Here is a 22474-nt window from a genome sequence, read left to right as displayed (position 1 = left end):
CCAGCTTATGCAGTCCAGGCTCGCCTACCTGCTCGCCGCGGTGGCGCTGGCCGTCGCCGCGGCGGCTTTTGTACAGACGTACTACGCGGTGCAGGCGGTGAACGACAAGCTGGCGCAGCTCCAGTCTAGGGTGGAGGCGGTTGGGGCGGAGGTGTCGAGGGGCCTCGCGGGGGTGGAGGCCAAGCTGTCGTCTATAAACTCGACGGCGGCAGCCGCCTACAGGGAGGCCAAGCTGCTGAGGGAGATATCGGGGAGGCCCTCCGGCTTCGTGCCGGTGAGGTACGCCAGGCTCTTCTCCATACAGTACGAGGGCGACGTCTATATCCTGAGGGACGCCCTTGGGCGGAGGATACTCCTCCTGCCGCGGGGCATGTCGCAGGACCTCGCCAACTACTACAGGGCGAAGTACAGGCCGGACGCTGTTGTGTACTACCCCGTCAAGAGGGCGGTCTACATGTCCTCCACCGAGGTGGCCATGGCCTACAGGCTGTATAAAGAGGCGGGCAGGGCGGACGTCCTTAGGTCGATCGTGGGGATAATGTGGGGGAGGGAGTACCGGTGGTACCTCCCGGAGGTGGAGGCGATGCTTAACAACGGCACCATAGCCGACGTGGGGCCGGCCTACTCGCCGGACTTCGAGAAGATCGCCTCGCTGAAGCCCGACGTGGTGTTTGTCTTCTACTACCCCGGCCCATACGGCACCGAGTCCGTGGTGAAGAAGCTGGACCAGCTGGGGATCCCCTACGCCGTGGTTAACGAGTTCCAGGAGCAGACGGCCCTTGGGAGAGCCGAGTGGATTAAGTTCATAGCCGCCTTCTACAACGCCACGGACGACGCCGTCAAGATCTTCGACAGGGTGGAGGCGAGGTGGAGCTCCCTGGCATCCCTCGTGGCCGACCTAGACAGGCCCAGGGTGGCGTGGTTCACCATATTCGGCGGCGTTTTGTACCCCGCGGGGGCTGGCGTGAGGGACCTCATCAGGACAGCCGGCGGGAGGTACGCCTACGCCAACTACAGCAGGGTGGACCTCGAGGTGGTGCTGAAGCACAAAAACGACGTAGACGTCTTGATCTGGTCAAGCTACGGCGTATCCAGCGTGAGGGATCTGCTCAAGGTGGAGCCGAGGCTGGCGGAGCTGAGGCCGGTGGTGCTTGGGAGGGTCTACGCCTACAGCCCCGCCTTCTACCAGCTTGCCAACGCCTACCCCGAGCGGCTGCTGGAGGAGCTGGTGTGGATCATACACCCCGAGGTGGCGCCGCCCGGCAACTTCACCCTCTTTGTGCATCTGCAGTGAGGCGGCTCCTCCTCCTGGCGGCCCCCCTCCTTTTTTCCGCCGAGCTCCTCATCGGCCCCGCGGGCCTAGACTGGGGGATAGTGGACGCGGTTAGGCTCCCCAGAGCCCTCGGCGCAGCCGTCTCCGGCGCCCTCCTGGGGATGTCGGGGCTTCTGCTGCAGACATCCCTGAGGAACCCGCTGGCGGACCCCTACCTCCTGGGGGTGAGCGGCTCCGCCATGTTGACCGCCCTCGGCTCGTACCTCCTCTGGCGCCTGTGGGGCCTCCCCTACCTGGGCTACTTCCTGGGGGCCGTGGCGGGGGCCGCTCTGGCGGTGGCCGGGCTCACCGCCCTCGCCAGGCGGGCGTCTCTCTACGTGGTGCTGATGGCGGGTGTCCTCGCCGCCTTCCTCACCGGGGCGGCCCTCCAGCTGGCCCTCCTCCTGCTCCCGCCGGAGGAGCTGGGCTACATATACCTCGGCCTGCAGGGGAGCTACGGGGCCTACCCCCCCGGCGCCCTGGGGTGGGCCGTGGCTGGGGCGGCCGCCCTCCTCCTGGCGGCGGTGTATCTAAACTCGCGGCACATCTCGGCGCTTGTCCACGGGGAGGAGGCGGCCGCCGGCCTGGGGGTAGACGTGAGGAGGGCGTCGGCGCTGGCGGTGGCGGCGGCTTCGGCGGGGGCGGGGCTGGCCGTGGCGTCGGTGGGGCCTGTGGGGTTCGTGGGCCTTCTAGCGCCTCACATGGCCCGGTGGGCGGCGGGTAGCCACAGGGTGGACAGGGTCCTCTTCGACGCGGCGGCTATGGGGGCCGTCCTCTCGCTGGGGGCGGACCTCGCCATGAGGTTGCTCCTGCCGAGGGACGTGCCGGCTAACGTGGTGCTGTCTATCGTGGGGGCGCCGGCGGCGGCCCTCCTCATGTGGAGGTATGTACGTAGAGTTTGACGTGGAGAAGAGGCTCGGCGGCTTTCTGCTGAGGGCTTCCGGCAGGCTGGAGCCGGGGGTCACCTGCGTGGTGGGGCCCAACGGCTCGGGGAAGACCACCCTCCTCAAGATCCTGGCGGGCCTCCTCAAGCCCGACGGGGGGTGGGTTAAATACGTGGGGGTGTCCTCTAGGGTGTACGTGGGGGATCTCCACGTGCCTCCGGACGCGCCGGCGGGGGAGGTGGTGCTGTCGGGGAGGTCTAGGTTCTCCCCCCGGCCGGTGGAGCGGGGGGACGTGGAGGCGGCCCGGCGGTACATGGAGGCGCTGGGGGTGCTGGGGCTGGCGGGGCGTAGGTGGTCTACCCTCAGCGGGGGGGAGAGGCAGCGCTTCGTCATCGCCGCGGCGCTGGCCTCGGAGGCGGACCTCCTCCTCCTGGACGAGCCTCTCTCCAACCTACACGGGGACTGGAGGGGGAGGGCCATGCGGGTTTTGGGGGAGTACTCCTCGGGGCGGATCGTGGTGGTTACGACCCACCACCTGGACGTGTTGGGCTGCTGCCGGTGGGTTTACGCGCTGAGGGAGGGGTCCGTGGCGTGGCGGGGGGAGGCGTCGGGGTATAGGCCGGAGGTGGAGGAGGCGTGCCGGGGAACAAAAAATTAATATAGTAGCTCTCTAGGGGGGGCATGTCTTCAGCGGTGAGGGTAGTGGAAAAGCAGCTGGACGAGATTTTGGCGATAGCTAGAAACCCCGCCCAGATTAGAAACGCCGGCACTCTAGCCCACGTGGACCACGGGAAGACCACCACGTCGGACTCTCTGCTGATGGGCGCCGGCCTCCTATCGCCGAAGGTGGCGGGGAAGGCCCTCGCCATGGACTACGTCCCCATCGAGCAGCTGAGGCAGATGACGGTCAAGGCGGCGAACATATCGCTTTATTTCGAGTACGGGGGGAAGCCCTATCTGATCAACTTCGTAGATACGCCGGGCCACGTGGACTTCACAGGCCACGTCACCAGATCGCTGAGGGTTATGGACGGCGGTTTGGTGGTGGTGGACGCGGTAGAGGGGGTGATGACGCAGACCGAGACGGTGGTGAGGCAGGCGCTGGAGGAGTACGTTAGGCCTGTCCTCTTCATAAACAAGATAGACCGCTTGATCAAGGAGCTTAGGCTTTCGCCTCAGGAGATCCAGCAGCGGATCTTGACCATAGTGAAGGACTTCAACGCCTTGATAGACATGTTCGCCCCGCCGGAGTTTAAGGACAAGTGGAAGGTGGACCCGGGCAAGGGCCAGATGGCCATGGGCTCCGCCCTGCACAAGTGGGGCATCACCATCCCCATGGCGCAGAAGGCCGGCATAAAGTTCAGCAACATCGTGGACGCCTACGAGAAGGGGTACGTGGACCAGCTGGCGCAGGAGTTCCCGCTCTACAAGACCCTCCTCACCATGATCATCGAGCACGTCCCGCCGCCTAACGTGGCGCAGAAGTACAGAATCCCGAGGCTCTGGAGGGGCGACCTCAACAGCGAGATTGGGAAAGCCCTCCTGGAGGCCGACCCCAACGGCCCGACGGTGATCGCCGTGAGCAAGGTCAACAAGGACCCGCACGCCGGGTTGATAGCCACAGGCCGCGTCTTCTCCGGCACCATCAGGGAGGGCGACGAGATATACATCATCGGGAGGAAGATGAAGAAGAAGGTCCTCCAGACCTACATCTACATGGGCCCGTCGAGGATCATAGTGCCATACATGCCCGCCGGCAACATCGTTGCCCTCATGGGCGTAGACGAGGCGAGAGCCGGCGACACCCTCGTCGACCCCAGGCTGTCGGAGATCCCGCCGTTTGAGAAGATGAGGTACATCTCGGAGCCGGTGGTGACGGTGGCGATCGAGCCGAAGAACCCTGCGGAGCTGGCCAGGCTCGTGGAGGCCCTTAAGGACCTGGTCATAGAGGACCCGACCCTGGACCTCAAGATCGACCAGGAGACGGGGCAGATACTGCTGTCGGGCGTCGGCACGTTGCATCTGGAGATCGCCACCTGGTTGCTGAAGGAGAGGACCAAGACTGAGTTCACGGTGTCTCCGCCGTTGATACGCTTCAGGGAGACCGTCAGGGAGAGGTCGCAGGTGTGGGAGGGCAAGTCGCCGAATAAGCACAACCGCCTCTACTTCTACGTGGAGCCGCTTGACGAGACCACCATAGAGCTCATAGCCACCAGGGAGATCACCGAGGATCAGGACCCGAGGGAGAGGGCTAAGATCCTCAGGGAGAAGGCCGGCTGGGACGCCGACGAGGCCAGGGGCATCTGGGCCATAGACGACAGGTTCTTCAACCTCATCGTGGACAGGACCTCGGGCATCCAGTACCTGAGGGAGATCCGCGACTACATAGTGCAGGGCTTTAGGTGGGCCACGGAGGCCGGCCCTCTGGCGCAGGAGCCCATGAGGGGGCTCAAGGTGGTGTTGACAGACGCCGTTGTCCACGAGGACCCAGCCCACCGCGGGCCCGCCCAGATCATGCCTGCTACGAAGAACGCCATCTTCGCCGCGGTGTTGTCGGCGAGGCCCACCATACTGGAGCCTCTTATGAAGCTGGACATAAAGGTAGCGCCGGACTACATCGGCGCCGTGACCTCCGTCCTCAACAAACACAGGGGCAAGATACTGGATATGACTCAGCAGGAGTACATGGCCTACCTCAGGGCCGAGCTTCCCGTCCTGGAGTCCTTCACGATCAGCGACGAGCTGAGGGCGGCGGCCGCCGGCAAGATCTTCTGGTCTATGCAGTTCTCCAGGTGGGCGCCTATGCCTGAGTCGATCCTAGCCGACATGGTGAAGCAGCTGAGGAAGAAGAAGGGGCTGAAGGAGGAGATACCCAAGCCGACGGACTTCGTGGAGGCCTTCTAGTCAGCTTAGAAACACCTCTTCACTTTTCCAGTCACGGCCGTCTCATCACGTCTCCCCAATAGCCAATATTTATAAACAGATTCGTGGTCTTTGCCATGTCCATTAGGGGTTTATTGGCGGCTGTGGTGGTCGTCGCCGCCGTGTTGGCGGCCCTCATGGCGTGGCAGTCCCTCCAGCAGCAGATGGAGAGGAAGCTCGTGATCGTGGGGCCGGCCGGCATCGGCGACTTGGGCAGGGAGCTGGCCAGGAGGTTCAGCGAGAGGTATGGGGTAAACGCCACCTTTGTGGCGCTTGGGGGGGCGGTGGAGATGGTGAACGAGCTGGTGAGAAACAGGGACAACCCGCCGTGGGACGTGGCCATCGGGGTGCCCGAGTTCTACTACACCGTTCTGGTGGAGAAGGGCGTGCTCTACTGCCCCGGCTTCAAGGTGGAGGGGGTGCCGGCCGAGGAGTACTGGGATCCCCACGGCTGCGTCTACCCGCTTGACAAGTCCTACATCGGGATCGTCTACAACGAGTCGGCCCTCGCCGCGCGGGGCCTCAAGCCGCCTCAGACCCTCGACGATCTTCTGAAGCCGGAGTACAGGGGGCTTATCACATATCCCAACCCGGTCCAGTCGGGCACCGGCCTCGCCGTGCTCTCCTGGGTCATGTCTGTGAAGGGGGAGGAGGAGGGCTGGCGCTACCTCAAGCAGCTGTCCAGCCAGATCTCCAAGATCGGCTACCCGTCCGGCTTCACGCCGTTGAGAAGCGCGTTGAAGAGGGGGGATGTTTTGATCGCCCTCTCGTGGTACAGCCACGCCATCGACCCCGGGACCCCCAGCATGAAGGCCGCGACGTACAGCGCCTTCCTATACAAGGAGGGGGTGGCCGTGTTGAAAAACGCCAGGAACAGGGACCTGGCCCTGGAGTTCGTCAAATTCGCGCTGAGTAAGGAGGGGCAGGACCTGGTCGACCCCTACAACTACATGCTCCCGGTTAGGCCAGACGCCGTGGTTAAAAACAACCTGGGCCTCCCGAGGCCGCAGTCCGTCGTCGTCTACAACCCGGCGCTGGGGTCCAAAGCCGACGAGTGGAGGCTGAGGTGGCAGAGGGAGATCGCGTCTGGGTGAAGCCGCACGGGCTTCCAGCCCTCTTTTTCCTAGCCCTGTTCACAACGCCGTATGCGGCGCTGTTTGCGAAGCTCGGCTTCTCCCCCCAGCTGGACCCCTACTCCCTGTGGGTTCTCCTCTTCACGGCGGGGCAGGCGGCCGCCTCGGCCCTCCTCTCGACGGCGCTTGGGCTAGCCCTCCTGCCGGCCTACGTCAGAGCGCCTTGGCTGAAGCCGGTGGCGCTGGTGCCCTTCTTCGCGCCGGCGCTCTCGACGGTGGACGCGCTGGCGCGCCTCCACGGCGATTTCATGTACGGGCCCTGGGGGATAGTGCTCGCCCACGGCGTCTACTACGGCCCCTACTCAGCCCTCCTCCTGGAGTCCAACCTCAGGTCGATCCCGTCCGACCTCCTGGACGCGCTGGCCCTCTACACCCGCCGCCGCGCCACAGCCGCCAGGGTTCTCCTCGCCGAGCTCAAGCCCTCCCTACTCTACTCCCTCTACACCACCTACGTCTTCAGCTTCCTCAGCTTCACCACGCCTCTTCTACTCGGCGGCCGCTACCCGACGGTGGAGCTCTTGGTCTACCTCTACGCCACCTCCTTCGCCTCCACAGCCCTGGCGGCTCCCCTCGTCCTCGTCTCCCTCGCCGCCTCGGCCGCTCTGGCGGCCCCCTTCTTCAAGATCCCGCCGCCTCCTCCCGCCGGCCCCGCCCCCTCCACCCCCCGGGTTGGCCCCGCCGCGACCGCGGCCTCAGCCGCCGTAGCTCTATACTTCGCCGTTGTGGCGGCCTACATCTTCGCCCCGCTGGCCAGCCCCAGGGCCGTGGGGGACCTCGCCCGGCCTCTGGCCAACAGCCTTCAGGTGGCCCTCGTCTCGTCGGGGGCGGCACTGGCCATGGGGCTCCTCCTTCTCGTGGGCGACGCGGCTGCGTCGAAGGCGCCGGCTGTGGCCTACGCCGCGTCTCTATCTCTCTCGAGGAGCGTATTCGCCCTGGGCTTCTTCTACCTGGCGCAGCCGCTCTACGGGACGTTGATCGCCCTGGCCGCCGCACACGCCCTCGTCCTAACCCCCCTCGTCTACTCCCTGCTGAAGCCCTCCTGGGATAAGATCAGGTCGGACGTGAGGGAGGCCTGCGTCCTCTACCTCGGCCCCACGAGGTGCGTCGTTAGGGCGGCGGCGGAGGCTCTCGGGCCCTCCATCGTCCAGGCGTGGCTCCTCGCCTTCGCCGCGTCGCTCTCCGAGACCACCCTCGCCTACATACTCACCGCGGGCGGGGAGCCCACCATCGCCGCGGCGGCGGCCCGGCTTCTCACATCCCGGGCTCCGGAGTTGATAGAGGCCGGCCACTTCTACTCGGCCGTCTTGGCGGCGGCGGTTATGGCGGCTGTGGCCGCGTCGCGGCTGATCCGGCCCAGGCCCTACTCATTCTAGGGGGAAGCACCTCCCCCTGGCCACGTCGAACTCCACGTACCCCCCGGCGGGGGGCTGGGGGAGGAGCAACCTCACGTGTTGGCCGTCTACCTCGGCCAGCACCTCGTGTCTGCCCGCTCTGTACCAAACGGCGACGACCCTCCCCCTGTATCTCCCGCCGGGCGCCACGTCCCAGGGCCGGAAGTAGAGGTGTCCGCACTCTGTCTTAAGCCTGTTGCTGTAGCCCAGGAAGTGAGCGACTCTGGGGCTGGGCGGGTTTTCGAAGAGGTCGGCCGGCCGCCCCTCTGCGGCTACGCGTCCATCCATCAGCACGACGAGCCTATCGGCGATGAAGGTGGCCTCCTCGAAGTCGTGTGTCACATATATCACGGTTCTACCCCTCGTCGCCTCGTATATATACGGCAGAACCTCGCCCCGCAGCGGGGGGTCAAGCGCGGTGAGGGGCTCGTCCAGGAGGAGGACGGGGGGCTCCGCGGCCAGCGCCCGCGCAAGCGCCGCCCTCTGCTGCTGGCCTCTGCTGAGCTCCGGCGGGTACCTACCGGCTAGGGGGCCTAGGCCCAGCCGCTCCAGCACCTCGGCGGCTCTCCTGCTGGCCTCCCCCCTGGGCACCCCCCGGGAGAGGAGCGGCTCCGCCACGTTCTCCAGCACCGTGAGGGAGGGGAAGAGAGCCGGCGTCTGGAAGAGGAAGCCGACGCCGCGCCTCCACGGCTCCACCCCTGTGACGTCGGCCCCATCGATGTACACCCGGCCTCTGTCCGGCCTGGCGAGTCCCGCCACCAGCCTGAGGAGGGTGGATTTGCCGGAGCCCGAGGGGCCCACCAGGGCCACCCTCTCCCCCCTCCCCACCTCCAGATCTATGGGGCCGAGCCGGAAGCGCCCCAGCGCCTTCTCTACCCCCCGAAGGGAGATGGCCATCTATTTTTTCGCGGCGGATACCCGCAGGACCCCAGGCGCCGTAACCACCTCCTTCACCTCGTACCCCACCTCCTCCAGGAGGCACTGCACGGCGCGTGCAGTTGCCTGGACGCTCTCAATGCTGTAGCCAACCCCCACCGCGTCTAGCTGGAAATTGCCGCCTTGGGCTTTTACGTCGAAGCGCTTGGCTGGGATAACCTTGGCGAGATATGGCGCAAGCTCCACCGCCTTTTCAAGATCGCCGAAGACGGCCTTGATGTAGGCCGCCAGCATCTTCCCAGCGTCGCACCAAGCGCGGTACACAGCCTCCGCGTCTACTGAGGCCACCTCCACTATCATCCTATCCATAAGCCGCCCCGGAACGGGGAGGCTCTCCAGCTCCGTCATTATCTTGTAGAACAGCGCCACCTCCCGTATCTGGCTCGGGCTGTAGCCCATGCGGACGAGCTCAAGTCCCACGGAGAGTATCTGGTTAGCCAGCGCGTACTGAGTCATGCCGAGCTCCTCCGCCGTTTTGGCAAGCAGCTCGGCCACCGCTTTAGCGACCGCGATATTTACCCTGTCCCTCTTCTCCATGGTGGTCTACAGTTTCACATATTTATAAACTTGAACTTAGGTTTTTTAACCAACCTGGCGGCCAGGTACACCGCCGGCGCGGAGATGTGGCATGTATACGCCAGCGAGAGGGCTAAAGCCGAGGCGCTGGCCACGTGGACGGCCAGGAGGAGACCCGCCGCGCTGGGCGAGGCGGGCCAGGACCACGCCAGCTTCACCAGCTCCTCCCTCGGCGCCGCGAGGCCCATGGCTACGCCGGTGGCCACCGTGGCCAAGGCGGAGGCGAAGACGGGGGCTCTCCGAACGCCGCGCGCCGCCGCCAAGACGGCGAGTAGGGCTAACGCGGCGAGGCCGACGGCGGTTCCCACGCGGGGGAGCAGCGGGGGCACCTCCTCCACCAGCAGAAACAGGTGGCCTCCCAGCGACGTGGCCACCGCCGCGTGAAACGCCAGGGCCAACGCCCTACGCCTCCGGTCCCTCAACGCGCCCATGGTTAAAAACCTCGTGAGGTCCTGGGGGGCGGCGACGGTGGGAGATGTGGAGTACGACCTATAGGCTCTGTGCAGGGCGACGGCGGCCGCCACGGCGAAGACCGCCAGAAACGCGGCAAGCATGTGGGAGAGACGCGGCGGTGTTTAAAAGCGGTGTGGTGCAGAGAATGCACGAGGCGCGGCGTTAAAGGGGGGGGAGCGCACCCTCCCGCGTGGAGCTCCCCCCGTATGTCTCTTCGGCGGTTTCCGCCTGCATGCGGTGCGGCAACTGCGTCGATGTGTGCCCCTCCTACGTGGCCACGGGAGATCTGAGGAACTCCCCCATGGGGAGGCTCCAGCTTCTCAAAGGCGCCTCCTGGGATGAACTGACGCGGAGCTTCCACCTCTGCACGATGTGTAAACGTTGCGCCTACTTCTGCCCCACGGGGATAGACGTGGCTGAGGTGACGAGGCAGATTCGGGACGTCTTGTCTAAGTCGGGCCGGCCGCCGCCCTACGTCTCGAAGGTCGTGGAGAACATGTTGCGGAGGGGGAACAACGTCGGCTTAACGCCGGGGGCGGTGGCGGCCGCGGTGAGGGCAGCGGCGAAGGCCATAGAGAAGGAGAGGGGGGAGGCCCCCCGGGTGTTCCTCTACGACGGCGCCGCCTACAGAGATCCCTCGGGGGCGGAGGCTGCTCCCGGGCGCGCCGCCGCCCTGCTCTTCCCCTCGTCGTCAGACGTCTTCGAGTTCGACGTGGCCCTCAGGGGCTACATCTACCTCTTGAACAAGCTGGGGTTCGACGTGGTGGTTAGCCTCAGGCTGGCCGAGGTGGCCAACTACGGCTACTACCTAAGCACCGAGGCGATGTACAAGATAGCGGGTATGTATCTGGAGGAGATCGGGAGAGTCCGGCCGCAGGTGGTGGTTCTAGGCGAGTGCGGCCACGGCTGGCACGTCTTCTCGCGGATCGTCGCGCCGAGGTCGCCCAGGCCGGCTCTGCACATACTCCAGCTCCTCTACAGAGCCCACGAGAGGGGCCGGCTGAGGCTGAAGCCGGTGGAGGTTCCCAGGCCGGTGGTGTATATGGACCCCTGCAACTACTCCCGCGGCGCCGCCCCCCTCGTGAGGGAGCCCAGGGCGCTCCTCAAGGCCGCGGTGGGGGAGTACGTCGAGCTTTGGAAAAACCCGGGGGAGTCCGTCTGCTGTCTGGGGGGCGGCGGGCTTATCGCGCCCGATGCGCTCGACCTCGCTGTACATTACTGGAGGAGGGCCTACGGCGGCGTTGAGTTCGGCACAGCGGTGCGGCCCTGCGCCACCTGTAAAGCCCAGCTTCGGCGGGTGTTCGCGGCTTTGGGCATCAAAGCGGAGGTCACCGGGGTGGTGGAGCTGGTGTATAAGTCGGCGGTTTAGACGCCGGCTAGGACCCTGGAGAGGCAGCCCGAGGGGGGCTCGGCCCCCGCCAGTATGCAGATGGCGTCGTAGCTACCTCCGAAGCTCTCCATGACGGTCCGCCTGTCTACCCCCAGGTCGGCCTCGAGGACAGACAGCGGGGGGCAGGACCCGTTTTCCAGCCAGAACCTCCTGACGTATTCCACAACCCGCTGGACCAGCTGGCTGTAGGATATGCCGTTTGCCTCGGCTAGAGCTCTGGCGAGCTCGTGGCTCCAGTCCCCGGGGTTCTTCGGGAGGCATCTATCCAGCTCCACCCTCCTCCCCCCTATCACGACGGCTTGTGGACACTTCACGGGTGTCGGTACCTCCCGCCCAAATATGTATGGCGGGTGGTGCAGATTTAGCACAGCTCCTCCACCTCGCCGTCTCTGAAATACACCCTGCCGCCGACGGCCGTGGCCACCACCCTGCCGAAGGCCTTGAACCCCTCGAAGGGCGTGTGGCGGCATGTCCCAGCGAACTCCTCCCCCCTCACGGCGAACTCCTCCAGCCTCACCACTGTGAAGTAGCCCGCGGTTGGGTCGGCGTTGACGCCCAGGAAGCGCGCCGGCCGGTAGGAGTAGAGCCTCACCACGTCCTCCAGCGCGATGACCCCCCTCCTCCAGAGGGATAGGAGGAGGGGGAGGGCCACCTCTAGGCTACAGATGCCCGGCGGGGGGGCGGCGGACAGCTTCTCCTCCAGGGCGTGTGGGGCGTGGTCGGTGGCGTACATATCGACTAGCCCCGCCGCGAGGCGGGCCAGAAGCTCCCTCCTCTGCCGGGGCTCCCTAAGCCTGGGGTTCACCAGGCAGAGCCCGCCCAGGCGGCAGTTCTCTCTATCTAGGAGGAGGTGGTGCGGGGTGACGTCCACCGTGGCCCAGCCCCTGGCCGCGTCCACCGTCTGGGGCAGAGAGACGTGGGTTAGGTGCACCCTGGCCCCGGTGTCCACCGCCAGCCGCCTCACCTTCTCCACGCAGGCCAGCTCCGCCTCGGGGGGCCTCTCGCCGTCTCTAAAGAGGGAGGGGTCCTCGCAGTGGAAGACGACGGCGCATCCAAGGCCGGCGCACCTCCTCATGAGCGCCTCGACGTGTCCCCAGCCGAACTCCGCCACGTCCTCCGGGTAGACCTTCACCGTGGGGGGCCGGGCGGCGTCTAACTCAGCGAGGTCCCGGGGCACCCCCATGTGTAGGCGGTACACCACGGGGAGGCGGGACCCCTCCTCCATGCGCCTTCTGTAGAGCTCGGCGGTTCTGATGTGGGGCCTCGTGTTTGGCATATCGCCCACCGCCACAACGCCGCCGGCGAGAGCCGCCGCGGCGCCCCCCTCAAGGGTCTCCTTGTAGGACAGCTCCCACCCCCGGAAGTGGACGTGTATATCCACCATCCCGGGGAGCACCAGGTGTCTGTTGGAAAACTGGAGCGTCTTGCCTCGGCCCAGCTTAAACCTGGCCAGGCGCCCCCCGAGGTAGACCCGGCCCTCGATCGCGATGCACACGTCTAGCAGGCGAGGCGGGGCTCCGGCTGCGTCTCGTAGCGGCACTCGGCGACGCCGGCGGGGGTGTAGACCACGGCCTTCTCTTTTCCGACCGCCGCCACCGCGTCTGCAATATACCTCAAGCCGTAGTCCCGGTCGGCCCTCGCCAGGAGAGCTATGCCCAACCTCTTCAGCTCCTCGGCCTCGAAGCGGTTGATCTCGAAGGCCTTCTTCCCGTAGACGAGGAACTCCACGTCTACCCCGTCTGAGATGACGACGTCGGCGTCGGTCTCGGCGAGGGCCTCGTAGAAGCTTTTGACGTGGGCGAAGTGGCTCATGGGCGCCGGGGCGGCCCTCTGGACGGTGGCACGCCCCCCGAACTTCTCAATCAGCGACGCCACGGCGGCGGGGTCCCCCGCGAAAACACGGTAGAGCACCTTGTAGCCCTCCCTGGAGAGCTCGGCGGCGGCCTTCGCCAGAAGAGGAGTGGCGGCTCTGCCGTAGAAGAGGTAGACGCAGCCGCCCTTTATGGGGCCGAAGGCCTTGGAGAGGGAGTCCAGCCACTTGCCCCAGGGCGCCCTCCTCCTGGGTTGGGGGAGCTCGTCGATGAAGACCACCCCCCTCCCCTCCAAGATGTCGAACTCCACGTAGTAGCCTGCCCTCCTCCCCCTGGACTTCACCACGTACATCCTCCTCTCGGCGACGCCGTTCTCCATCTTGAGCTCCAGGCGGATGAGGTTGTCGGCTATGTAGTCGAGAGGCGTCACGGTCTCCTCCTCGGCGATCCCCACGAAGTCTATGTTGGCCGGCTTGAAGACCCTATACACCGCGTTGATGAGCCATTCCCTGCTCTGGCCCTCCTCCACGAGGGCTGAGAGGGAGTCGGCGACCACCAGGTGGTACTCCCCCTGCGAGATGGCGGATATGATCTGGTTCAGTATCACGTCCGGCTTGACGAAGATCATGTCCCAGAACTCGGCCCGGGAGAGGTCGTACCCCAGCTTAGCCGCGTTTGCGAGAAAGGTCTCCTTGTCCTCATAGAGGGATACCCACAGCACCTTCTTGCCGGCGGCGAGGTAGCCGTGGGCTATACGCATCGCGAGGCTCGTCTTGCCCGCGCCGGGCCTCCCGTAGATGGCGGTAACTCCGCGAAAGGCGAGATCCATATAGAACTGGGGCGGTATAAATAGATTGCTACGGCCTGTTGTAGATATTACCTGCGCCTCGGCGCAAACTGATATATAGCCCAGAAGCGCCGCGCCACATGGCCCACCAGCCCGTCCTAAAGCTCTCCAGAAGCCCAACCCTCGTCCGGCTCAAGACGAGGGGGGAGGCGGTGTGCCCCATCAGCAAGGTGGTGGACAGCTTCGAGGTCACGGTGGAGTACATGCCGAGGGGCGGGGCGCTGGCGATAGAGGAGTTCAAGCGGATGGTGGACAGCTACAGAGGCCGCGAGATACTGCACGAGGAGCTGGCGGTGGACCTCATGGAGAAGATCAAGGCGGCGGTGAACCCGCCGTATGTGAAGGTGGTCCTCAAGTCGGTCTACATCGGGGTTGAGGTGGAGGTGGTGGCCGAGTCGGGGGGCGTCCCGCCTGTGTACATCTAGGGCTCCCTCCACCTGGCCAGCTTGAAGAGGGAGTACAGCCCCAGGGCGCTCTGCGCCGCCAGAGCCGCGGCGGCCGGCGCCCCCAGGCCGTAGTTGGCTAAGCCGGCGGCCTCCTGTATGATCACGGCGGCGGCCCCCGTGGGCAACAGAAGGCCGAGGTAGGGGCTCGGCAGAAGCGTGGCTGAGTAGTAGACGGGGGCGGCCACGGTGAAGACGGTGGAGAGTATCTGGGGAAGGGACCAGGCGTACCTCATGTGTTTAACCAGGGACGAAAGGGTGAAGCCCACGCCGGCTGACGCCAGCCACAACATGACGAAGGCGTATGCGGCCTGGGGAGCCAGGAGGTTCACCCCAAGCCAGAGGGCGGCCGCCGCGTAGACGGCCAGGGAGGGGAGGGAGAAGACGAAGGAGCTGAGGGCGAGGCCTAGGGCGTATCCGGCGGGAGACACCGGCGCGGCCACGAGCATGCTCTGGTACCTAATGGCGAGGCGGTAGTAGGCGGCGTCGCCTATCAGCGAGATGCCGTTGGAGGCCACAGTCCACACGAGGCCGCCGGCGAGCCCCCACCTGAGGCCGTCTACGCCGCCGTAGACCCCCAAGATGGCTAGGAAAGACAGGGGGGTGGCGGCGTTTGCCAGCACCCACACCCAGCCCCGGACGGCGGCTATCCAGCCGTTTACCCAAGCTATCACCAGCGCGTCTCTAATCGCCTTCATGGCCCCCAGCCGCGCCGACGTTGAGAAGGATGTAGTCCTCCAGGGACTTCGGCCTCACCACGGCCCCCTCCACGTAGGCGGGGGCGTCCACGTAGTACAGCCTCCTGCCCCCCACCTCGGCCACGGCGCGGCCCTCCAACTCCGCGCCGCCGTACACCTCCACGACGTATCTCCCCGGCACCTTCTCCACCAGCTTAGCCGGCGGGGCGAAGTCCACGGCGCGGCCCCCCTTCAGCACCAGCACCCAGTCGGCGAGAGCCGCCGCCTCTTCGGCGTAGTGGGTGGTCAAAACGACTGTGGCGCCGCGGCGCTTCAGCTCAGCCACCGCGTTCCACACCACCCTTCTGGAGTAGGCGTCGAGCCCCGTCGTCGGTTCGTCGAGGAAGACCACCTCCGCCTCGGATGCAAACACGGCGGCGACGAGCGTCCTCCTCTTCATCCCGCCGGAGAGCGCGTCCAGCTCCCTGCCGCGCGCCTCCCACAGGCCGAACTGCCTCAGCGCCTCGGCTGTCCTCCTCCTCGCCTCCCTCAGGGGGAGCCCCCTCAGGAGGAGGTAGCTCAGGACGAACTCGTAGGGGGTTAGGAAATCTATCGGCCTAGCCTCCTGCGGCACAGCCGCGATGACCCGCCTAAGCCTCTCCGCGTCTTTTACCACGTCTAAGCCGGCCACCTCCGCCGCCCCCTCGGTGGGCGCCAGCTCGGTGGTCAAGATCCTCACCAGCGTGGTTTTCCCAGCGCCGTTGGGCCCCAGCACTGCCACCGCCGCGCCCCTCCCCACCTCGAAGGTCACCCCCCTGAGGGCCCAGAAGCCTCCGAACCTCCTCCCCACCCCTCTACACGCAATCACGCCCCCCGCCCGTAGGCTCTTTATAAGCTATGCCATGTAGATCCGCCTCCGGGGGTCAGTGGGGTCGACGGTGGACCTAACCAGGCCCGCCTCCCTGAGCTTCTCCAGGGCGTACCTCACGGTCCTGGGCGAGAGGCCCGTCAGCGCCGCCACCTCGGAGGCCGTAAGCGGCCCCCTCTCCTCGACGACCCTCTTTACCAGCTGGACGCTGGGGGGCAACCTCGGCGCCGCCCTCGGCCTCTGGGGGCGGACGACCAGCTTGGCCGTCCCCGCCTTGGCCACGGCGGCGTACCCCCTGTATCTGATCTTCTCCGCCCCGTCTCCGATTAAGTATACGTCGGATCTGCTCCTCACGTCTCTCAGCTCTATGCGGACGTCGGAGGGGAAGACGTGGGGCGGCCTCCTAAGGGCCGAGTTGACGGGCACCACCTCCAACACGTCGGCTCTGGGGCTGACGACCGCCCCGCCCGCAGACAGCGCATACGCCGTGGAGCCCACCGGAGTGGACACGAGGCAGCCGTCCCCCAGGTCGTTGAATACGAAGGCCCCGTCTACGTAGAGCGAGTACCGGACGAAGGAGGCCGGCTCCGCGGCTAGGAGAGCCACCTCGTTGATGGCCACCACCCTCTGCCCCCCGCTCTCGGCCTCGACCCTAACCACGTCCACCACCTCCAGGGCGAGGTCGGGCAGGAGCGGCACCTCCCTCAGCTCGAGAGCCGCCAGCCTCGCGTCTACCCCCGGCGGCGAGACCCCCAGCACCGGCCTCTCCTCGCTCCTCAAAGCCCTGAGGATGTCCCGGTCTCTGCCGTACACCGCCACAACCGGGGCCCCCCTCCTCACCTCCACACCGTGCCTCCTAAGCGCCTCCGCCAACACCGCGTCCTCCGCCTCCACCTCCACAATCCTCACAACCCCCTTTACCAACATAGAATAAAAATTTGCCGCCTCCTCCACGAGACCCCGGGGCCGGGGGAAAGATTTGACGTATATATGCTTAAATGGGGAGGGGTAGCGCGGCCCGTGGTGCCCGAGCTAAGGCTCATCGCGGTGGCAGGCGTGGGCTGGCTCTTCGACGCCATGGACGTCCTCCTCCTCTCGTACATACTGGTGGCGTCTGCGGCGGAGCTGGGGCTGGGGGTCTGGGAGAAGTCCGCCGTCGTGCTGGCCAACAACCTCGGCATGTTGATAGGGGCAACCGCCTTCGGCAGACTGTCGGATAGGCTGGGGAGGAGGGCCGTCTTCACCGCCACGCTCCTCCTCTACAGCCTCGCCACGTCCGCCACAGCCCTCGTAAAAAACGGGTGGGAGCTGGCGGCGGTCCGCCTCATCGCAGGGCTGGGCCTAGGCGGCGAGCTCCCCGTCGTCGCCTCGTACGTGTCTGAGCTCTCGCCGCCGGAGAGGAGGGGGAGAAACGTGGTGGTTCTAGAGAGCTTCTGGTCCCTAGGCGCGTTGGCGGCAGCCGCCGTGGCCTACTTCCTCTTCCCCCGCCTCGGCTGGAGAACCTCCCTGCTCCTCCTCGGCCTCACCGCGTTATACGCCGCGGTGATAAGGGCCGCCCTCCCGGAGCACAAGCCAGCCCCCCGGGGGGCCGCCCCGGTTGAGGCTAGGCGGCTCTACCCCGTGTGGTACATATGGCTGGCCCTGGCGTTTGGATACTACGGAGTCTTCCTCTGGCTACCCACCATCCTCGTCAGAGAGAGGGGGCTTGCCGAGGTGCAGACCTACCAGTTCATGCTAATTACGACGGTTGCCCAGATCCCCGGCTACCTCACCGCCGCCTACCTAGTGGAGAGGATAGGGAGGAGGCCCACCGCCGCTGTCTTCTTCCTCGGCTCCGCCGCCTCGGCGGCCGCCCTCATATACAGCGCAGACCTGCCCCAGCTCTACGCGTCGGCCATCGCGCTGAACTTCTTCAACCTAGGCGCCTGGGGGGTGGTATACGCCTACACGCCCGAGCTCTTCCCAGAACACGTCAGAGGCCTCGCCGTCGGGACCGCCGGCTCCGCCGCGCGGGTGGGGATGATCCTCGGCCCCTGGCTCTACCCCGCGGCCGGCCTCTACGCCCTAGCGGCGGTGCCCCTCCTCTGGCTCGCCGTCCCCGCCGCCGTGTACGCCCTGCCGGAGACCAAGAGGCGCTAGGCCAGCTCCTCCAGCTCCCTCGCCGCGCTCTCCACGCCCCTCCTGTGCCAGTAGGCCGCCGCGGCCGCCCCAGCCGCCCACAGGGCTACGAGGAGGGCGAAGAAGGCCCCCGCGCCTAGGGCGCCCTCTGTGAAGACGGCGCCGGCGTTTATCAGCCAAGCCGCCGCGGTCACCACCCCCACGGCCGTCGACCTAACGGCTGTGGGGAAAAGCTCGCTCTCCAGCACGCTCACCGCCGCCCACGCCCACTCCGAGAAGACCAGGTTGACGAAGAGCACGGCGAGGTAGAGCGAGGCTGGGGCCCCGTGGGCCGCGGCCAGCGCCGCCGCGGTCGCCAAGCCGCCGAGAAAGGCCGCCAGGAAGGACGCCCGCCTAGATCTGTCTATCAGCGGGAGGAGTAGGAAGGCCCCGGCCGCAGCCCCGGCGTTGGCCACGGCGATGTTCACCGCAGCCGCGTCTGCGCCGTAGGCGAAGCCCGGGGCGTAGGGGAGGTAGTAAGCCGCGATGTTGTACGTCAGTAGCTGGGCGGTGAAGGCGGCCGCCAAGACGGCCACCCTCCCCCAGTAGCCCCTCAGCGAGGAAGACGCCGGCTGCGCCCTGGGGAGGGGGACGCCGTATCTCTCCGCCAGAGCCCTCGCGTCGTCCACCCGCCCCCTCGCGAGGAGCCACCGGGGGGACTCGGGTATGTGGAGCCTCGCCAGAAGGACGACGGCGGCGAGCGCCACGGCGGTGAGGAATGTGTAGAAGACGGCGGTCTTGGGGTCCGCCGCCAGCGCCGTGTAGTAGAGGGAGGCCACGGCTATGGCCGCCGCCCCGATGTTCCAGAAGTTGGCGGAGAGCATCAGCGCGGCGCCCCTCCGCCTAGGCGGCGAAAACTCGGCGAGGGCGGCGTAGGCCGGCCCCACCTCGCCCCCCACGCCGAAGTTGATCACGGAGGTGGAGAGGAGGGCGGACGCCAGGTCGAGCCCGCCGGCCCAAAACGCCGCGGCGAACCACAAAGCGCCGGCCGTATATACGGCGAGGGATACGACGAGGCCCAGCCGCCTCCCCACCGCGTCCCCCAGCCTCCCGAGGAGGAAGGCCCCCAACATGAAGGCCAGGGAGTTGACGGCAAATATGAGAGGGGCCTGCTGCGCCAGATCTGTCAGATATATGGTTGTGGGGACCAGGCTGAAGAGCACCCCGTCTAGGAAAAAGCTGGCGGAGACTATCGAGAAGAGAGTCCAGTGAACCCTTTTCCACTCGGCCATAAAAGGCTGATGACTTCCATATAAAAAATTTTTATGTGCAAGACAGAGGGGGGATATGGCCACCGAGAAGCTACGGGCCTGGGCAGACCCCATCTGGCAGGAGATCCTCCGCCACCCCTTCGTCGTGGAGGTCTACCGCGGCTCCCTCCCCATGGACAAGTTCAGGTACTACCTACTACAGGACTACAACTACCTCGTCAACTTCGCCAAGGCCCTCTCCCTAGCCGCCGCCAGAGCCCCCGGCGTGGAGCAGATGAAGACGGCGCTGGAGCTGGCCCACGGGACCGTCACGGGGGAGATGGCCAACTACGAGGCCCTCCTGAGGGAGGCCGGCCTCACGCTGAAAGACGCCGAGGGGGCCGAGCCCAACTTCGTAAACGTGAGCTACATGTCCTACCTCCTCTCCGTCTGCTCCCTGGAGGGCTTTTATCAGTGCATGGCGGCCCTCCTACCCTGCTTCTGGAGCTACGCCGAGATAGCCCAGAGGCACAGAGACGCGCTGGAGAGGAACCCCGTCCCCCTGTATAGGAGGTGGGCCTCGGTCTACCTAACGCCGGAGTACAACGCCCTCGTGGAGAAGCTACGCGCCCTGCTGGAAAGCTCCGGCGCGCCGCCGGAGGCCCTCTGGCCCTACTTCAGACAGGCGTCGATATACGAGCTCAAGTTCTGGCAGGCCGCCTATGAGGGTCATTGAGACGCTTAGGCGGGAGCTCGAGCCCCTAAACAGGGAGATACTAGCCGCCGCCAAGCCCAGCCGCGAGGCGCTTAGGCGCTTCGTCGCCAACCAGCTCTACATAGTCCCCCACGACCTGAAGGCCCTCTCAGCCGCCATGGCCAAGGCCAGAGAACCAGACGAGTACAGACTAGCCAAGATGCTCATAGACGGCGACTGGGAAGCCCTAAAGGCCTTCTGGGAACTCGCCGCAGAGCTCGGCGTGGAGTTCTCCTGGGATCTGCTTGACCCCACCGCCGTGGCCTACACCCACTTCCTCTCCTGGCTGGCGCTAAACGGCACCATGGGGGACCTAGCCGTAGCCGCCGCCGTAAACCTCCCAGTGTGGGGCCAGAACTGCGCCGCCTTCGCCGCGTGGGCGAGGCAAAACGGCGTGAGAAACACCAGGTTCATGGACCTCTTCGCAGGCCCCTACACAGAGCTGGAGGAGCTGGCCGAGGGGGTGGCGCAGCGCCACCTCGACTGGCCAAGATACCGCTTCGTAGCAAAGGCGATCCAGAGATACGAACTAGACTTCTGGAGGGCGATAAGTTATTAAAAAACAAAAATGTATATACGTGGTAGAGGAGGTGAGGAGGGTTTTGCTTGAGCATCCTGAGATTATTGCTGAGGCTATCGAGGCTAGGCCTGAGGTTCTCTACAGAGCTCTCGCCAGGCTTACGCCGTGGCAAAACCTAGCCACCAAGGAGGACGTGAGATCGCTGAGAGAGGAGATGCAGAAGATAGAGGAGAAGATGGCCACCAAAGATGACCTAAAACACTTGGCAACTAAAGACGACGTCAGTAGGCTTGAGGATCGGCTTGAGGAGACGAGGAGAGAGATGGCCACCAAGGAGGAGGTTAAGACTCTTGAGGCCAAAATGGCCACCAAGGACGATATAAAGGCCTTCGCCACTAAAGAGGATCTAAAGACTCTTGAGGCTAGAGTGGCGACGAAGGAAGATCTGAAGGCTCTTGCCACGAGAGAGGAGCTGAGAGCCCTTGAGGCCAAGATGGCCACCAAGGACGATATAAAGGATCTTGAAGCAAGGATGGCCACCAGAGAAGACGTGAGAAGACTTGAGGAGCAAGTGGGAGAGGTGAGAAGAGTTATGGTTACGAAGGATGAACATGTGGCGTTTGAAAAACGCATCATGGCGTATGTCAACGCGCTGGGGGCTAGATGGGGGGTAGTTAGCGAGGATGTATATAGAGAGGGGGTGAGGGAGCTCCTCCGCGACGCGGGATACACGGTGGAGCGGTGGGTCTACTACGACGGCGAGGGCTACGTATACGGCTACCCGGCGGAGGTGGAGCTAGACGTCGTGGCTAAAGACGGCAAAACAATAGCTGTAGAGCTCACAGCCGCCCTCAAGAGGGGAGATCTCCAGTACATCAAAAAGAAGGCGGAGCTCTACCAGCGGACAGCCGGCAGGCCGCTGGACAGAGTGATAGTGGTGACGCCGTTTATACACGACAGAAACCCAGACCTGGTCAGAGCCAAGGCAAAGGAGTACGGCATAGACATCGTAGCCCCCGGAGACCTCTAGCGGCTGTAGGCGAACCGCAACTCAACGACCCCAGCCGGCGAGATGACTGAGCCGTCCACCAGAGGCCTTCGTTACCGCGCCGCCGCAGGTGTTCCCAAATCCCTGACCCTCTATCTGTTGCTACTCCTGGGGTGGGGCCGGGTAGACCACCTCCAGCCCTAGGTCTTTGGCCATGGCCTTTACCCGCTCGGGGTATCTGTCGTCTATGTAGGGGGTGACTACGTAGACGGCGGCTACCTTGGCCCCCCTGGCCCTCTCGTAGAGCTCCCTCTTCTTCACTATGGTGGGCAGGTCGCTCCGCTTCAGCGAGGACGTGATCTCGACGATTATCAGCCTCCCGTCTCTGACCACCACGTCGTAGTCCACCTCAGAGGGGGTGCCGTATACGTAGCCCTCCCTGTCGTAGAGGACCTCCTTAGACACCGACCACCCGGCCTCCCTCAACATTGCCCTCATCCCCTCCCTAAACGCCTCCTCGCTGATTACCCCCCATCTGGCCCCCAGCGCGTCCAGCTTCCTCTCCAGCCTGTTGATAGCCCTCCACAGCTCCTCCACGTCCCTCTTTGTGGCCATCCTCTCCTCGAGACCCCTCAGCTCCTCTCTCGTGGCAAGAGCCTTCAGATCTTCCTTCGTAGCCATCCTCTCCTCAAGCGCCTTGAGCTCCTCCTTTGTGGCGAGGCCCTTAAGATCCTCCTTCGTAGCCATAACTCTCCTCACTTCGTCCAGCTGCTCTTCAAGCCTCCTAACGTCCTCCCTTGTAGCGAAGGCCTTGAGATCGTCCTTCGTAGCCATTACTTTTCTCACCTCTCCCACTTGCTCCTCAAGTCTTCTCACGTCTTCTCTGGTGGCCATCCTTGCTTCAAGATCCTTTATATCGTCCTTGGTGGCCATCTTCTCCTCTATCTTCTGCATCTCCTCTCTCAGCGATCTCACGTCCTCCTTGGTGGCTAGGTTTTGCCACGGCGTAAGCCTGGCGAGAGCTCTGTAGAGAACCTCAGGCCTAGCCTCGATAGCCTCAGCAATAATCTCAGGATGCTCAAGCAAAACCCTCCTAACCTCCTCTGCAACACTCACGTTATATCTCTAGAGAGCCTTATAAAAAACTGACGGCCCCCGGCCGTGGCCGGCGGGCGGGCAGGTCTTCGGCTCTTACAACAGCCCGCCATCAGGGCGGGGGTGG

Annotated in this window: 23 protein-coding genes; 12 read left to right on the top strand and 11 right to left on the bottom strand. The window is 65.2% G+C overall.

From position 1 onward, the window contains the following. The first annotated feature begins 7 nt into the window (after positions 1-7). The 6 genes from TNEU_RS05475 (at position 8) to TNEU_RS05450 (ending at position 7624) form a co-directional block, all read left to right on the top strand. Positions 8-1294, top strand: coding sequence for an ABC transporter substrate-binding protein (locus TNEU_RS05475; RefSeq protein ID WP_012350443.1), 1287 nt, complete (start codon positions 8-10; stop codon positions 1292-1294). Then, positions 1291-2214 carry an iron chelate uptake ABC transporter family permease subunit gene (locus TNEU_RS05470; RefSeq protein ID WP_012350442.1) on the top strand — a complete coding sequence of 308 codons (924 nt, stop codon included), beginning with the start codon at positions 1291-1293 and terminating at the stop codon, positions 2212-2214. The genes TNEU_RS05475 and TNEU_RS05470 overlap by 4 nt, the downstream gene beginning before the upstream one ends. Further along, positions 2198-2854, top strand: coding sequence for an ATP-binding cassette domain-containing protein (locus TNEU_RS05465; RefSeq protein ID WP_012350441.1), 657 nt, complete (start codon positions 2198-2200; stop codon positions 2852-2854). Before TNEU_RS05470 ends, TNEU_RS05465 begins: the two co-directional genes overlap by 17 nt. A 23-nt stretch (positions 2855-2877) precedes the next feature. Beyond that, the gene (locus TNEU_RS05460; RefSeq protein WP_012350440.1) at positions 2878-5100 is read left to right on the top strand and encodes an elongation factor EF-2; all 2223 of its coding nucleotides are present in this window, start codon (positions 2878-2880) and stop codon (positions 5098-5100) included. Between the two features lie 95 nt (positions 5101-5195). After that, positions 5196-6212, top strand: a complete 1017-nt coding sequence (locus TNEU_RS05455; protein ID WP_012350439.1) for a thiamine ABC transporter substrate-binding protein — start codon at positions 5196-5198, stop codon at positions 6210-6212. Continuing rightward, entirely contained in the window at positions 6173-7624 is a 1452-nt protein-coding gene (locus TNEU_RS05450) for an ABC transporter permease family protein (RefSeq protein ID WP_245521936.1), read from the top strand. The genes TNEU_RS05455 and TNEU_RS05450 overlap by 40 nt, the downstream gene beginning before the upstream one ends. On the opposite strand, the gene TNEU_RS05445 is transcribed toward TNEU_RS05450, so the two are convergent. The 3 genes from TNEU_RS05445 to TNEU_RS05435 are packed head-to-tail and all read right to left on the bottom strand — an operon-like array spanning position 7616 to position 9708. Continuing rightward, the gene (locus tag TNEU_RS05445) at positions 7616-8539 is read right to left on the bottom strand and encodes an ABC transporter ATP-binding protein (protein WP_012350437.1); all 924 of its coding nucleotides are present in this window, start codon (positions 8537-8539) and stop codon (positions 7616-7618) included. The genes TNEU_RS05450 and TNEU_RS05445 overlap by 9 nt on opposite strands. After that, positions 8540-9115 carry a hypothetical protein gene (locus tag TNEU_RS05440; protein ID WP_012350436.1) on the bottom strand — a complete coding sequence of 192 codons (576 nt, stop codon included), beginning with the start codon at positions 9113-9115 and terminating at the stop codon, positions 8540-8542. It lies immediately after the preceding gene. Between the two features lie 14 nt (positions 9116-9129). Then, on the bottom strand, positions 9130-9708 hold the full coding sequence (locus TNEU_RS05435) for a hypothetical protein (RefSeq protein WP_012350435.1): 579 nt from the start codon (positions 9706-9708) through the stop codon (positions 9130-9132). Between the two features lie 89 nt (positions 9709-9797). Between TNEU_RS05435 and TNEU_RS05430 the strand changes: the two genes are divergently transcribed. Continuing rightward, the gene (locus TNEU_RS05430) at positions 9798-10976 is read left to right on the top strand and encodes a (Fe-S)-binding protein (RefSeq protein WP_012350434.1); all 1179 of its coding nucleotides are present in this window, start codon (positions 9798-9800) and stop codon (positions 10974-10976) included. Here the strand turns inward: TNEU_RS05430 and TNEU_RS05425 are convergent. From TNEU_RS05425 to TNEU_RS05415, 3 genes are read right to left on the bottom strand one after another with little or no spacing between them, the layout of a single operon-like run. After that, a complete protein-coding gene (locus TNEU_RS05425; RefSeq protein ID WP_012350433.1) occupies positions 10973-11311 on the bottom strand; it encodes a TusE/DsrC/DsvC family sulfur relay protein in 339 nt (112 codons plus the stop codon). The two genes, TNEU_RS05430 and TNEU_RS05425, sit on opposite strands and share 4 nt — an antisense overlap. 47 nt (positions 11312-11358) lie before the next feature. Beyond that, positions 11359-12492, bottom strand: coding sequence for an amidohydrolase family protein (locus TNEU_RS05420; protein ID WP_012350432.1), 1134 nt, complete (start codon positions 12490-12492; stop codon positions 11359-11361). A 2-nt stretch (positions 12493-12494) separates the two neighbouring features. Next, on the bottom strand, positions 12495-13637 hold the full coding sequence (locus TNEU_RS05415; protein WP_012350431.1) for an RAD55 family ATPase: 1143 nt from the start codon (positions 13635-13637) through the stop codon (positions 12495-12497). Between the two features lie 98 nt (positions 13638-13735). Here TNEU_RS05415 and TNEU_RS05410 point away from each other — a divergent pair, with 98 nt between their 5' ends. Beyond that, positions 13736-14080 carry a GTP cyclohydrolase I gene (locus TNEU_RS05410; protein WP_012350430.1) on the top strand — a complete coding sequence of 115 codons (345 nt, stop codon included), beginning with the start codon at positions 13736-13738 and terminating at the stop codon, positions 14078-14080. Here TNEU_RS05410 and TNEU_RS05405 read toward each other — a convergent pair. Genes TNEU_RS05405 through TNEU_RS05395 form a run of 3 tightly spaced genes read right to left on the bottom strand, consistent with a single transcriptional unit; the run spans position 14077 to position 16570 of the window. Then, positions 14077-14796, bottom strand: a complete 720-nt coding sequence (locus TNEU_RS05405) for an ABC transporter permease (protein ID WP_012350429.1) — start codon at positions 14794-14796, stop codon at positions 14077-14079. The genes TNEU_RS05410 and TNEU_RS05405 overlap by 4 nt on opposite strands. Beyond that, entirely contained in the window at positions 14783-15643 is an 861-nt protein-coding gene (locus tag TNEU_RS05400; protein WP_012350428.1) for an ABC transporter ATP-binding protein, read from the bottom strand. The genes TNEU_RS05405 and TNEU_RS05400 overlap by 14 nt, the downstream gene beginning before the upstream one ends. A gap of 27 nt (positions 15644-15670) precedes the next feature. Continuing rightward, a complete protein-coding gene (locus TNEU_RS05395) occupies positions 15671-16570 on the bottom strand; it encodes a helix-turn-helix domain-containing protein (protein WP_245521935.1) in 900 nt (299 codons plus the stop codon). Positions 16571-16633: 63 nt separating this feature from the next. On the opposite strand from TNEU_RS05395, the gene TNEU_RS05390 reads away from it, so the two are divergent. After that, complete coding sequence (locus TNEU_RS05390; protein WP_012350426.1) at positions 16634-17782, top strand: MFS transporter; 1149 nt, start codon at positions 16634-16636, stop codon at positions 17780-17782. Here the strand turns inward: TNEU_RS05390 and TNEU_RS05385 are convergent. After that, positions 17779-19032, bottom strand: coding sequence for an MFS transporter (locus TNEU_RS05385; RefSeq protein ID WP_012350425.1), 1254 nt, complete (start codon positions 19030-19032; stop codon positions 17779-17781). The two genes, TNEU_RS05390 and TNEU_RS05385, sit on opposite strands and share 4 nt — an antisense overlap. Before the next feature lie 55 nt (positions 19033-19087). Here TNEU_RS05385 and tenA point away from each other — a divergent pair, with 55 nt between their 5' ends. The 3 genes from tenA to TNEU_RS05370 are packed head-to-tail and all read left to right on the top strand — an operon-like array spanning position 19088 to position 21294. After that, a complete protein-coding gene (gene tenA / locus TNEU_RS05380) occupies positions 19088-19726 on the top strand; it encodes a thiaminase II (protein WP_012350424.1) in 639 nt (212 codons plus the stop codon). Beyond that, the gene (locus TNEU_RS05375; protein WP_012350423.1) at positions 19713-20303 is read left to right on the top strand and encodes a thiaminase II/PqqC family protein; all 591 of its coding nucleotides are present in this window, start codon (positions 19713-19715) and stop codon (positions 20301-20303) included. The genes tenA and TNEU_RS05375 overlap by 14 nt, the downstream gene beginning before the upstream one ends. 19 nt (positions 20304-20322) lie before the next feature. Further along, the gene (locus TNEU_RS05370) at positions 20323-21294 is read left to right on the top strand and encodes a DUF3782 domain-containing protein (protein WP_012350422.1); all 972 of its coding nucleotides are present in this window, start codon (positions 20323-20325) and stop codon (positions 21292-21294) included. Positions 21295-21414: 120 nt separating this feature from the next. Here the strand turns inward: TNEU_RS05370 and TNEU_RS05365 are convergent, their stop codons facing one another. Continuing rightward, complete coding sequence (locus tag TNEU_RS05365; RefSeq protein WP_012350421.1) at positions 21415-22368, bottom strand: PD-(D/E)XK nuclease family protein; 954 nt, start codon at positions 22366-22368, stop codon at positions 21415-21417. Between the last annotated feature and the right edge of the window lie 106 nt (positions 22369-22474).

Source organism: Pyrobaculum neutrophilum V24Sta, assembly GCF_000019805.1.
Lineage (GTDB): Archaea > Thermoproteota > Thermoprotei > Thermoproteales > Thermoproteaceae > Pyrobaculum > Pyrobaculum neutrophilum.
The sequence above is the reverse complement of the archived record's forward strand: the minus strand, read 5'-3'. Positions and strand labels throughout refer to the sequence as shown.